This window comes from Streptomyces turgidiscabies Car8, from assembly GCF_000331005.1.
GTDB classification, from domain to species: Bacteria; Actinomycetota; Actinomycetes; order Streptomycetales; family Streptomycetaceae; genus Streptomyces; species Streptomyces turgidiscabies.
On the sequence record NZ_AEJB01000496.1, the window covers coordinates 1 to 11,060 of the forward strand.

Consider the following 11,060-nt stretch of genomic DNA (forward strand, 5'->3'; position numbering starts at 1 on the left):
TCTGCTGGTGCCCGGGGCGGAGAGCTGGTGAACCCTCTTGAGGAGCTCTCGCTCGGACAGCTCCGTCGACGCCGGAGCATGAAGTGGCGGACGTATCCGGCCGACGTCCTGCCGCTGTGGGTGGCGGAGATGGACGTCCCGCTCGCGCCGGCGGTCGCGGACGCGCTGCACGAGGCTGTCGAGACCGGTGACACCGGGGAATCCCGCCGGAACCGAGTTCGCCGAGTCGCTGGCCGATTTCGCCGCGCGTCGCTGGAAGTGGCACGGCGTGGACGTCGACCGGGTCGCCCTGATCCCGGACGTGATGATGGGCGCGGTCCAGGTACTGCGGCTGATCACCGAGCCCGGTGACCCGGTCGTCGTCAACTCCCCGGTGTACGCGCCCTTCTACGCCTTCGTCACCCACGACGACCGCCGGATCGTCGAAGCGCCGCTGGGTCAGGACCGCCGCATCGACCTCGAAACACTGGAGGACGTGTTCCGGCACGCCCGGAAACAAGGGGGCAAGGGGGCAAGGATCGCCTATCTCCTCAGCAACCCGCACAACCCGACCGGCACGGTGCACACCTACGAGGAGCTCGCTGCCGTGGCGGCGCTGGCCCGCCGTCACGGGGTCCGTGTCGTCGCCGACGAGATCCACGCCCCGCTCGTGCTGCCGGGCGCGGAGTTCACGCCCTACCTGAGCGTGCCCGGCGCCGAGGACGCCTTCTCGCTGATGTCGGCGACCAAGGGCTGGAACCTCGCCGGTATCAAGGCGGCGCTCGCCGTGGCAGGGCCTGAGGCGGCCGCCGACCTGCGCCGGATGCCCGAGGAGGTGCACCACGGCGCCAGTTTCCTGGGCGTCATCGCCCATACGGCGGCCTTCCGGCACGGCGACGCGTGGCTCGACGCGCTGGTGGCCGGGCTCGACGCCAACCGCGACCTGCTGGGCCGGCTCGTCGCCGAACACCTGCCCGGGGTCGGCTTCACCAGACCGGAGGGAACCTATCTGGCGTGGCTCGACTGCCGGTCCCTGGCCCTCACCCCGGAGGAGGGCGCCCCGCAAGAGGGCACCCCGGACCTCGCGGTGGTCACCGACCTGGCCGGGCCCGCACGAATGTTCCTGGACCACGCCAAGGTGGCTCTCTCCTCCGGCCACATCTTCGGAACGGGAGGCGCCGGGCACGTCCGCCTGAACTTCGCCACCTCCCGGTCCGTCCTCACCGAGGCGGTCACCCGTATGGGGCGCACCGCCGCGCTCCATACGCGCCGGCCGGACGCCCCACGGTGAAGGTCAGCTCTACGACTTCCGACTTCCGGCAACTTCGACCACTCGAGTCAACCCTGCCGACCCTGCCGACCCGGCTGCTCCGACTTCTCGGGGTGCGAGGTCATCGGCACTTGCGGCCGGTGTTGACGCACTGGACCAGCTGGTTCATCAGGCGCTCGTCGAAGACGTTGATGAAGTCGCCGTGGTCCGTGATCGGCTTGTGCATCTGCTCCGGGAAGCCGTCCACCGCGTAGAACGGGCTTGTCTTCCCGTTGTCGTTGAGGCTGGGGGCCTTCACGTCGTAGACGAGGCGCTGGACCAGCTGCGGGATGGCCTTGAAGCCGGTCGGGCAGGCACCGGTCCTCCGGTCGGCGAACGCGACGTGCGTGCGGTGGTTGGCGCTGTCGATGTTCTGGCCGTCCCAGCAGCTCTGGAACGAGGACGTACGGACCATGCTGCTGCCCTGGGGGCAGATCGGGTACTTGTCCGTCAGCTGCCGGTTCTCGAAGCCCGTGCAGCTCCAGGCCGCGTTGGCGTTCGCGGTCCCGTTGGTGAACGCCTTGGCGTCGCCGGTGATGATCCGCAGGAACTTCGGCATCGCCACGACCTTGCCGCGCGGACTGCCGACAAAGTTCAGGGTGACCCGCGACGCCGTAAGGATCCGGCCGGTGTTGCCCTCGGCGCCGCCGCCGAGCTGCTTGGCGTCGAACTCCCGGGTGCCGTCCTGCAGTCGGAGCACGGGCCAGTAGTAGGTCGACTTGTCGCCCTGGTTGCCGCAGGTCGTCGCGGCTGCGGCGAACTCCTCGTTGGTGGTGAACGCGTCGTTGTCCTGGTTGCCGACGTAGTCGTGCGTGTGGTGCGCGCCGTTGGTCACACCGGGGGCGACGATGATGTTGTCGGAGTTGTACAGCTTGTTCGCGTTGACGCCGCACCGAGTGGTGAAGGTGCCCTTGGAAGCGCCGCGCGACGGGCGGGGGCTCCGTACATTCGGCCGGACCGAGGTGATGTCCACGAAGTCGGCGGCCGTCGGGCCGTTGCCGGCATTTCCACCGTTGCCGCCGGTGTTGCCGGTACCGCCGTTTCCGTTCTGACCGGCGCCGTTGCCCTGACCTTGGCCCTGGCCCTGTCCTTGGTTGCCGCCCTGGCCCTGTCCCTGTCCTTGCCCCTGGCCGGTGCCCTGCTGGTTTCCGGAGGCGCGCAGTGAACAGGCGGCGAGGGATTCGAGGCCCTGCGGCCTGGCGCCCGACCTGCCGATGGCGATCGCGATCCGGTCGATGGTCGCGGCCCGCTTGTCCTTGAGGGGACCCATGATCGCGTTGTCGGCGAACTTGCTGTCCTGCTGGATGGCCTGGGCCGAGTTCCGCAGTCGTTGGTACGCCTCGGCCACCTGCTGGTCGAGAAGCGCGAGTTCCCTGTCGACCTGTCCTCGGGACCGGTCGGGGACCCCGGTCAGTTTCATACGGACGTCCGGACAGCTGATCGTGGTGGCTCCGGCCGCCAGGACCTGGTTCGTCTGCCCCTGGGACGCGCGATACGTCGAGTTGCCGTTGCCACTCTCGTGGGCGGACGCGTACACGTTGACCGCTATCAGCCCTCCCGCCCCCAGAGCCAGACCTGCCGCGGCGGCCACGGCTCGATGTGTCGTCTTCGATCGCTTGCGCATATTGCGTCGCATGGGATTCCTCTGAGGGGTTGGGGGTTTCGAATCAAGTGAGTTCGGCTGAGTACGGGTGAGTTCGGATCGGCCCGTGCGGAGCCCGGACACGCCGTGGCAGGCAACTCGCTGTCAGGCGTGAGGTGTTCGGCTGTGACCATGGTTACGGGTGGGACCGGCGTGAGGGCGGGTCCTCCGGGTCATGTCATGGCTCCGTAAGGACTTGCGTGAGGACTGGGCGCTCCGCGGATCCGCTCATGCGCCTGGCCCCCTGAAGAGGCTGGTCGCCGCCGGATGTCCTTGTTCCGTAAGGGTTCAATCGTTCCGAAACGGCCGTGCGCCGAGTGGGATGGACGACATGAAACTGAGTGTCTCTCCACCGGAGTTCAGGGGCAGGCTGCACGACGCCCGCACGGCGACCGTGATCGGCCGGTGGCTGGGGCCGGCATTCGTCCTGTGCTTCCTCACCGGCCTGGTCAGTCACCTCATGCAACATCCCCCCGGATGGCTGGCCGACAGCCTGCCGAGTCGCCCCTCGTGGGGCTATCGGCTCACCCAGGGACTGCATGTCGCCTCGGGAATCGCGGCGGTACCCCTGCTGCTGGCGAAGCTGTGGACGGTGTACCCGCGGTTGTTCGCCTGGCCGCCGTTGCGTTCCGTCCGGCACGCCCTGGAGCGGCTGTCGGTCGCCGTGCTCGTGGCAGGCGCCGTCTTCGAGCTGGCGACAGGGCTGCTGAACGCGGCCCAGTGGTATCCGTGGCCGTTCTCGTTCGTGCCCGTGCACTACGCCGTGGCATGGCTGGTCGTCGGGGCACTGGTCCTGCACATCGCGGTCAAGGCCCCGGAGATCACGGCGCATTGGAGCCGCCGGTCGCCCGGAACCCTCGCCCTTCCCGCGCAGGACGGCCCGGACCGGCGTTCGCTGCTGGCCGCGGTGGGCACGGCCGTCGGGGCCGTCACCCTCACCACGGTGGGGCAGGCGTTCACCCCGTTGAAGGACTTCGTCCTGTTCGCGCCCCGTGACCCGGACAAGGGGCCACAGGGCCTGCCGGTCAACCGAACGGCCGCGGCGGCCGGGGTCGGCCGGCTCTCCGACGAGGAGTACCGCCTCGTCGTGGCGGGCCCGCGCCCCTACACCCTCACCCTGGCCGAACTGCGAGCTCTGCCGCAGCACGAGGTGGAGTTGCCGATCGCCTGTGTCGAGGGCTGGAGCAAGTCGGCGCACTGGACCGGCGTACGGGTGGTGGACCTGCTGGAGCGGGCGGGAGCGCCTGAGCACGCGCGCGTGCGGGTGACGTCGTTGCAGTTGCGCGGCGGCTACCGGGTGTCGGAGATGGGCCACGCACACGCTCGTGACCCGCTCACCCTGCTCGCCCTGCGCCTGAACGGTGACGAACTCGACCCCGACCACGGCTATCCGGCGCGGCTCATCGCCCCCAACCGGCCGGGTGTGCTGCAGACCAAGTGGGTCGGCCGACTGGAGGTACTGGCGTGAGGACGCTGCGAGTGGTGGCCGGGGCTGCGGGCCTGGCACTCATGGGAGTCGGCGTGTCCCTGCTGACGGACGTCCGCGACCTGCCGGGTGTGCTGGTGTGGCTGGGCGGGGCCGTCGTGCTGCACGACATGGTGATCGCGCCGGTGGTGCTGCTGATCGGGCTGGCGCTGGTACGGGGCGGTGTGCGCGGGCCGGTCCGCGGTGCGCTGCTGGTCGCGGGTGCGCTGACGGCGGTGGCGCTGCCGGTGCTGCTCCGGCCGGGGAGAACGGCCAACCCGTCGGTGCTGCCGCTGGACTATCCGCGCAACTGGCTGGTCGCGCTGGTGGTCGTGGCGTCCGTGACGGCGGTGTGGCTGACGGTGCGGAAAGTCAGGGACAGCCGTCGTAGGCCCGTCGCTTGAGCTTACGGAGGTCTTACGTGTGGTGAGCGGGGCCGTTCGAGCGGCGGACGGCCGCCTAGCGTGACCGGATGCGATCCCTCCGTACCGTGCGCGTGACCGCTCTCGTCACCGCCGCTCCGCTCCTGCTGGCCGCCGCCGGCCTCATACATCCCCGGCATCTGACGTCGGCGACGGCCGGCCACTGGGCCGGGCTGCACATTGTTCTGCTGCCCGTCTTCCCGCTCCTCGTCCTCGGACTGGTCGTCCCCCTGTGGGGCAGGCCGCGGCGTGACGCGGAGGGGGCCCTGACGGTTCTCTCCTGGGTTGGCTGCCTCTGGTTCGCCGCGTACTACTCCGGACTGGACGCTGTCGCCGGCATCTCCGCCGGCACCGTCGTGGACCACGGCGTCCACGGCGTGGCCGGGCATCTGTTCGTCGTCGGAGACCAACTGGGCCGGGCCGGCGTGTACGGGCTCGCCGTCGCCTCGCTCGCCACCTGTGCGGTGCTCTGGAGGCGGCACGGAGTGCGCGTGCTGCCGGGCGCCGCCGTCCTGTTCGCGGCCTGCTGGTCGTTCGTCGACAGCCACATCTTCTGGCCCAAGGGGGTGTTCACCATGCTGGGCTTCGCCGTGGCGTTCACCCTCCTGACGGTGGCGGCGGCCCGGCCCGCCGAGGACGCGCAGACGCGGTGACGCGGTGGCGCGGTGACGCCGACGAATTCCACGCGCACGGGGCCGTCCGCCGTCGTCCGCCGCCGCGGTCAGTGCTCCGGGGCCTGCTGGAGCTTGGCGAGGGTCAGTACGTTGCCGCCGATGCCCCAGCCGCCGTCGGGGACCTCCTCGACCAGGACGAGGGTAGTGGCGCGGGCGCGTTCGCCGTAGATGTCGACGTAGAGCTCGGTGGCGCGGGTGATGATCTGCTCCTTCTGCTTCTCGGTGAGGGTGCCTGCGGGGACCTTGAAATTCGCGAACGGCATGACGGTTCTCTCTCAGTACGGGGTTCTGTAAGGGGGTTCTGTACGGGATTCCGCGCGGGGCGTCGCGGAGGTGCTGCCGGCCGGTCAGCCGGTCAGACGATGCCGCCGTTGGCGCGGACGACCTGGCCGTTGATCCAGTGACCGGCCGGTGACACCAGGAACGCGACGGTCTCGGCGATGTCGGCCGGGGTACCGAGCCGTTCCAGTGGTGGCTGTGCGGCCAGCCGCGCCACCGCCTCCTCGTCCTTGCCGTCGAGGAACAGGCCGGTGGCGGTGGGGCCGGGCGCGACGGCGTTGACGGTCACGTCCCGGCCGCGCAGCTCGCGGGCCAGGATGAGCGTCACCGCCTCCACCGCGCCCTTGCTCGCGCTGTAGGCGCCGTAACCGGGAAACGCCAGGCCCACCACGGACGTGGAGAACGTGACGATCGCCCCGCCCCGGCGCACCGTGCGGGCCGCCTGCTGGGCGACGACGAAGGTGCCGCGGATGTTGGTGCGGTGCAGCGCGTCCAGTTCCGTCAGATCCAGGTCGGCGATGAGCGCCGTATGGGCTCGGCCGGCCGCGTGGACGACGACGTCGACACCGCCGTACTCCGACGCGGCCGTGTCGAACAGCGCGGCCACCGCCTCCTCGTCGGCGACGTCGGCGCGTACGGCGACGGCCTGGCCGCCCGCAGCGGTGACCTCTTCGACGGCGGCCTCGGCGAGGTCCTGGTTGCCCGCGTAGCCGACCACCACCGCGAATCCGTCGGCGGCCAGCCGGGTCACGGTTCGGCGCCCGATTCCTCGGGAGCCGCCGGTGACGACGGCGACGCGCGGACGGTCGGGGTCGGGAACGAGGCCGGATGCGGTGGTGGCGTCACTGGCCACGGGATTCGGGTTCGGCATGGGTAACTCCGGTGCGATGAGTGGGTGCAGGGGTGGCGGGCCCGAAACCGTCGGCTCGGCCCGCCCTGCACACCACAGTCGTCCGGGGCGGGACGATCAGCCAGGGCTCCGCCCACCCTGGGGTCGGCATCCCCTGGCTGCGCCAAGGCCCGCGCGTGATGATGGGAAGGTGAACCTTCCTGAGCTCGCCGCGTTCCTGAGGACCCGGCGCGACCGTGTACGGCCCTCCGACGTCGGACTGCCCACCGGACCGCGCCGCCGGGTCCCCGGCCTGCGACGCGAGGAGGTCGCCCAGCTGGCCGGGCTGTCGGCGGACTACTACACCGAGCTCGAACGCGGGGGCGACGTCCAGCCCTCGGCGCAGGTGCTGGCCGCGCTGGCACGGGCGCTGCGGCTCGGCGGCGACGAACGCGACCACCTGTTCCACCTCGCCGACCGGCCCGTCCCCTCGGCGGCCCACAGCCCGAACGCCCACGCCCAGCCGGCCCTCCTCGGCCTGCTGGACCGGCTCACCACGACGCCCGCGCAGATCATCACCGACCTGCACGAGACCCTCGTACAGAACGAGCTCGCCGCCGCACTGGTCGGCCGTGCTCCCGCAAGGCGCGGTGCGGCGGCGAGCTTCGTACACCGGTGGTTCATCGACCCCGCCTCCCGCACGATCTATCCCGCGGAGGATCACCCACAGCACTCCCGGGCCTTCGTCGCCGACCTCCAGGCCGTCGCCGCCCGGCGTGGCCGCGACACGGAGGTCGCCGGGATGGTGGCCGAACTGCGGCGCCGCAGCGAGGAGTTCGCCGCCCTGTGGGACACCCACGACGTGGCCCTGCGGCGGACCGACCACAAACGCATCGTCCACCCCACCCTGGGCGTCGTCGAACTCGACTGCCACACCCTCTTCAGCGAGGACGGACGCCAGCGCCTCCTGTGGTTCAGCGCCCCACCCGGCACGGAAGGCGCCGCCCAGCTGGAACTGCTCTCCGTCATCGGCACCCAGGACATGTCGAGCGACGAGAGCAGCCTCCGGTAGGGAGGGGCCCGTCCGGCGATGGCGTGGCATCCCGTCGACCGGGGCGGAGGCCGTCCGGGGTGAGGCAGAGGAGGCGAGGCCTCCGGAAACTCCGTCGAGTTCCGCCCGGACCGCGCCTACTCTGCTGACATGGCCCACGCGAAGACCTCGTACGTCTGCCTGCCCTGCCGGGCCTCGTACAAGCAGCCCTATGGCCCCGACAGGCAGCGGATCTGTCCCCGCTGCGCGCAGTCGCTGATCCACGTGGGCTCCGCCTTCGCCGCACCCCGTCGCCGGGACACCGCGGCCTGGCGGACGCTGTCCGTGCTGCTGCACGCAGGCGTCCGCTTCCACAAAAGCTGCTGCGGCGGGCCCGGTTACCGCCCCCGCACCCTCAGGGAGGTACGCGAGCGGATGGCGTACGCCCGACGCAGCGGCGAGCCCTTCGCGAGGTCGCTCGTACGGTACGAGGTGCCCTCAGCCTCGCCGCGCGGCTGAGGGCGCGGGATCGGTCGTGGCCGCCGGTGACCCGTCGGCCTGCGAAGGACGCCGGTCACCCGGCCTGCCGAGGCCGACGCCCTCGCCTTTCCCGGGGCCGGTGCGGGAGCGCCTGCCGGAGCAGCCGACCCGCCGCAGGAAGGCACCGCCCGGTGGGAAATACTCTCCCGATGAGTTCACGCACTTCCTCGATCAGCCAGCCGATCACGATACGGAGGGCCGTCGCGGGGGATGCCAAACGGCTCACGCGGCTCGTGCGTGGCTCGGGCGCCTACGAGGGCAAGTACGCGGCCGCAGTCGCGGGCTACCGGGTCGGTCCCGATTACCTTGAGGCCCACCGTGCCTTTGTGGCCGTCGGCTCTGACGAGCACGGAGGCCGGGTCCTCGGGTTCTACTCGCTCGTCCTCGCTCCACCGGAGCTCGACCTGCTGTTCGTCGCCGACGACGTGCAAGGACGGGGTATCGGACGGCGGCTCGTCGCGCACATGCAGTCCGAGGCTCGTGCTGCGGGGATCGACCGTGTCAGGGTCGTGTCGCATGTTCCCGCCGAGGACTTCTACCACCGCGTCGGTGCGGTGCGGACCGGGACCGCGTTCGCGAACCCGCCCGCCGTGCCGTGGGACCGTCCCGAATTCGAGTTCCGCATTCGTTAGGGATGGCGCCGTGTGCCGGTCGGCTGGGGCACCGGTTCCCCTGCATGGTGACCGGCTTGCAGGAGCCGTTGTCTCAAGGAGGCCGGGCTGGAGCGCGAGCGCACCACACAGCGCACCGACTCCACCCATGTCCTGGCCGCGGTGCGTGACCTGACCCAGCTGGAACCGGTCACCGAGGCCGTCCGCGCCGTCCTGGAGGAAGAACACGTCACACTCAGTCCGAGCGGAATCGGCGAGATAGCCGACAGTAACCTTGTGGTCAGACTGAAGCGATGATTCTCACAATCATCGACTCCGACGCGTCGGTGTAAGGTGCGGAACGCCCTTGACCTGCAGGAAGCAGGCAGGGAGCCGTCTTACAGGAGTCCAAAATGCTGCGGACCATGTTCAAGTCCAAGATCCATCGCGCCACCGTCACCCAGGCCGACCTGCACTACGTCGGCTCCGTGACCATCGACGCCGATCTCCTCGACGCCGCCGACCTCTTGCCCGGTGAGCTCGTGCACATCGTCGACATCACCAACGGCGCCCGGCTGGAGACGTACGTCATCGAAGGCGAGCGGGGGTCCGGTGTCGTCGGGATCAACGGGGCGGCGGCCCACCTCGTCCATCCCGGAGATCTGGTGATCATCATCAGTTACGCTCAGGTGACCGACGCCGAGGCGCGGGCGCTGCGGCCGAAGGTGGTCCATGTGGACCAGGGCAACCGTGTCGTGGCGCTGGGTGCCGACCCGGCCGAACCGGTGCCGGGCTCGGACCAGGAGCGCAGTCCGCAGGCGGTCACGGTCTGACCGTACGGCGAGCCGGCGTATCGGACGATGTGGCGATGTGACGATCCGACGAGGAGTGCCCATGAGTGACATCGAGATCCGCGACGACCGGCCCGCAGGCCGACTTGAGGCCGTGGCGGCGGGTGAAGTCGTGGGCCGCATCGAGTACTTCGTGCTCGCCGCGCGCGGACGCGCCCTGGTCCCCGTCCACACGATCGTCGAGCCGGCGCACGAGGGAAAGGGCATCGCGGGTTCACTGGCCCGCGAGCTCTACCTCATGGCCGCCCGCGAGGGCATCGTCGTGGCCCCGCTCTGCCCGTACGTCGTGAAGTGGGCCGAGCGTCACCCCGACGAGGCCCCCGTGGCGGACCCCGACCTGCTCCGCGCCGCCAAGGAGTGGCTCGCCGCGAACCCCGGCCGCTTCTGACGTCCGAGGACGACGAGAACGAGAAAGCGTGACCCTGCGCACCGTGCTAGCGCTGCTGCACACCTCGCCCCTGCACGTCCCGGTGTTCGACGCCCTGCGCGACGAGGACCACCCGGGCCTGGAACTCGTGCACTTCGTCCACGAGGACCTGCTGACCAGGGCGCGGGCCGAGGGGCCCGAGGCCGTGGCCGGTGACGTCCGGGCCGTCCTGGACCGGGCCGTCGCCGAGGGCGCCGACGCCGTGCTCTGCACCTGCTCGTCCATAGGTGGTGTCGCGGAGGTGGCCGCCGAGGAGGTCGGGGTGCCGGTGCTGCGGGTCGACCGTCCGATGGCCGCCGCGGCGGTGGCCGTCGGCCCGAGGGTGGTCGTCGTCGCGACCTCGGAGAGCACGTTCGGGCCCACGGTGGCCCTCGTCGAGGAGGAAGCGCGGCGTGCCGGGCTCCCCGCCGACGTACGGACACTGTTCGTGGACGGCGCCTGGGCCCTCTTCCAGGCGGGCGACACGGAGGGCTACGGCCGTTCGGTGGCCGACGTGGTGGACTCGATCCCCGGCGACAGCGCCGACGCGATCATCCTCGCCCAGGCCTCCATGACCCCGGCGCAGCCGCTGACGACCACCACGGTGCCGGTGCTGTCCAGCCCCCGGCCGGGTCTGGCGGCGGGTGCGGCGGCGGCACGGGCTGCTGAAGCCGGCCGACGCTGACCGTGTGATCCACCTGGTCGCGGGCGCGTGGCGCGACGGAGTGAGTGGGGGCGCGTGCGCCGGGTACGCGGGGGAGAAGTCCAGAGCCGACGAACCCACTGGCTGGAGGACACAGTGACGCAACCGGACCCGTATCCCCACCCCGTACCGCCGGGCCCCACCCCCGGCCCCTACCCGGACCCGACTCCGGGTCCCCCGCCGGGCCCCGACCCGGAACCCCAGCCCCCGGGGCCGACCCCCGTACCGCCGGACCCGGCCCCGTCGCCGATCCCACAACCCCCGGGCCCCGAGCCGGTCCCCGACCCCGAACCGGGCCCACCCCTGTACTGACCCAGAGCCAGGACGAAAACGCCAGGTGG

Annotated in this window: 12 protein-coding genes and 1 pseudogene; 10 read left to right on the plus strand and 3 right to left on the minus strand. The window is 71.0% G+C overall.

Going from position 1 to position 11,060, the window contains the following annotated elements:
- Positions 1-24 precede the first annotated feature (24 nt).
- Positions 25-1,270: pseudogene (locus STRTUCAR8_RS35710) on the plus strand (MalY/PatB family protein).
- A 100-nt stretch (positions 1,271-1,370) separates the two neighbouring features.
- Here STRTUCAR8_RS35710 and STRTUCAR8_RS35715 read toward each other — a convergent pair.
- The gene (locus STRTUCAR8_RS35715) at positions 1,371-2,924 is read right to left on the minus strand and encodes a DUF1996 domain-containing protein (protein WP_006381137.1); all 1,554 of its coding nucleotides are present in this window, start codon (positions 2,922-2,924) and stop codon (positions 1,371-1,373) included.
- Positions 2,925-3,261: 337 nt separating this feature from the next.
- On the opposite strand from STRTUCAR8_RS35715, the gene STRTUCAR8_RS35720 reads away from it, so the two are divergent.
- The 3 genes from STRTUCAR8_RS35720 (at position 3,262) to STRTUCAR8_RS35730 (ending at position 5,470) form a co-directional block, all read left to right on the plus strand.
- Entirely contained in the window at positions 3,262-4,398 is a 1,137-nt protein-coding gene (locus STRTUCAR8_RS35720) for a molybdopterin-dependent oxidoreductase (protein WP_100247745.1), read from the plus strand.
- On the plus strand, positions 4,395-4,799 hold the full coding sequence (locus STRTUCAR8_RS35725) for a hypothetical protein (protein WP_044473475.1): 405 nt from the start codon (positions 4,395-4,397) through the stop codon (positions 4,797-4,799). Before STRTUCAR8_RS35720 ends, STRTUCAR8_RS35725 begins: the two co-directional genes overlap by 4 nt.
- Positions 4,800-4,867: 68 nt before the next feature.
- Positions 4,868-5,470, plus strand: a complete 603-nt coding sequence (locus STRTUCAR8_RS35730; protein ID WP_006381141.1) for a hypothetical protein — start codon at positions 4,868-4,870, stop codon at positions 5,468-5,470.
- A 68-nt stretch (positions 5,471-5,538) separates the two neighbouring features.
- On the opposite strand, the gene STRTUCAR8_RS35735 is transcribed toward STRTUCAR8_RS35730, so the two are convergent.
- Both STRTUCAR8_RS35735 and STRTUCAR8_RS35740 read right to left on the minus strand, forming a co-directional pair.
- On the minus strand, positions 5,539-5,754 hold the full coding sequence (locus STRTUCAR8_RS35735; RefSeq protein ID WP_006381151.1) for a tautomerase family protein: 216 nt from the start codon (positions 5,752-5,754) through the stop codon (positions 5,539-5,541).
- Between the two features lie 92 nt (positions 5,755-5,846).
- Complete coding sequence (locus STRTUCAR8_RS35740) at positions 5,847-6,641, minus strand: SDR family oxidoreductase (protein ID WP_006381157.1); 795 nt, start codon at positions 6,639-6,641, stop codon at positions 5,847-5,849.
- A gap of 169 nt (positions 6,642-6,810) precedes the next feature.
- Between STRTUCAR8_RS35740 and STRTUCAR8_RS35745 the strand changes: the two genes are divergently transcribed.
- From STRTUCAR8_RS35745 to STRTUCAR8_RS35770, 6 genes are all read left to right on the plus strand, one after another.
- Complete coding sequence (locus tag STRTUCAR8_RS35745) at positions 6,811-7,671, plus strand: helix-turn-helix transcriptional regulator (protein WP_006381149.1); 861 nt, start codon at positions 6,811-6,813, stop codon at positions 7,669-7,671.
- Positions 7,672-7,800: 129 nt separating this feature from the next.
- Positions 7,801-8,148, plus strand: coding sequence for a hypothetical protein (locus STRTUCAR8_RS35750; RefSeq protein WP_006381153.1), 348 nt, complete (start codon positions 7,801-7,803; stop codon positions 8,146-8,148).
- 170 nt (positions 8,149-8,318) lie between these two features.
- On the plus strand, positions 8,319-8,801 hold the full coding sequence (locus STRTUCAR8_RS35755) for a GNAT family N-acetyltransferase (protein WP_044473476.1): 483 nt from the start codon (positions 8,319-8,321) through the stop codon (positions 8,799-8,801).
- A 371-nt stretch (positions 8,802-9,172) separates the two neighbouring features.
- Entirely contained in the window at positions 9,173-9,592 is a 420-nt protein-coding gene (panD, locus tag STRTUCAR8_RS35760; protein WP_006381152.1) for an aspartate 1-decarboxylase, read from the plus strand.
- A 61-nt stretch (positions 9,593-9,653) separates the two neighbouring features.
- Entirely contained in the window at positions 9,654-9,998 is a 345-nt protein-coding gene (locus STRTUCAR8_RS35765; protein ID WP_006381156.1) for a GNAT family N-acetyltransferase, read from the plus strand.
- A gap of 43 nt (positions 9,999-10,041) precedes the next feature.
- Positions 10,042-10,701, plus strand: coding sequence for an aspartate/glutamate racemase family protein (locus STRTUCAR8_RS35770; protein WP_044473477.1), 660 nt, complete (start codon positions 10,042-10,044; stop codon positions 10,699-10,701).
- Positions 10,702-11,060: the final 359 nt, after the last annotated feature.

What these genes read in the sequence shown, in the direction of transcription:
- STRTUCAR8_RS35715 (WP_006381137.1), bottom strand. Translation starts at nt 2,924, where the DNA reads ATGCGACGCAATATGCGCAAGCGATCGAAGACGACACATCGAGCCGTG.
- STRTUCAR8_RS35720 (WP_100247745.1), top strand. Translation starts at nt 3,262, where the DNA reads ATGAAACTGAGTGTCTCTCCACCGGAGTTCAGGGGCAGGCTGCACGAC.
- STRTUCAR8_RS35730 (WP_006381141.1), top strand. Translation starts at nt 4,868, where the DNA reads ATGCGATCCCTCCGTACCGTGCGCGTGACCGCTCTCGTCACCGCCGCT.
- STRTUCAR8_RS35735 (WP_006381151.1), bottom strand. Translation starts at nt 5,754, where the DNA reads ATGCCGTTCGCGAATTTCAAGGTCCCCGCAGGCACCCTCACCGAGAAG.
- STRTUCAR8_RS35740 (WP_006381157.1), bottom strand. Translation starts at nt 6,641, where the DNA reads ATGCCGAACCCGAATCCCGTGGCCAGTGACGCCACCACCGCATCCGGC.
- STRTUCAR8_RS35750 (WP_006381153.1), top strand. Translation starts at nt 7,801, where the DNA reads ATGGCCCACGCGAAGACCTCGTACGTCTGCCTGCCCTGCCGGGCCTCG.
- STRTUCAR8_RS35755 (WP_044473476.1), top strand. Translation starts at nt 8,319, where the DNA reads ATGAGTTCACGCACTTCCTCGATCAGCCAGCCGATCACGATACGGAGG.
- panD (WP_006381152.1), top strand. Translation starts at nt 9,173, where the DNA reads ATGCTGCGGACCATGTTCAAGTCCAAGATCCATCGCGCCACCGTCACC.
- STRTUCAR8_RS35765 (WP_006381156.1), top strand. Translation starts at nt 9,654, where the DNA reads ATGAGTGACATCGAGATCCGCGACGACCGGCCCGCAGGCCGACTTGAG.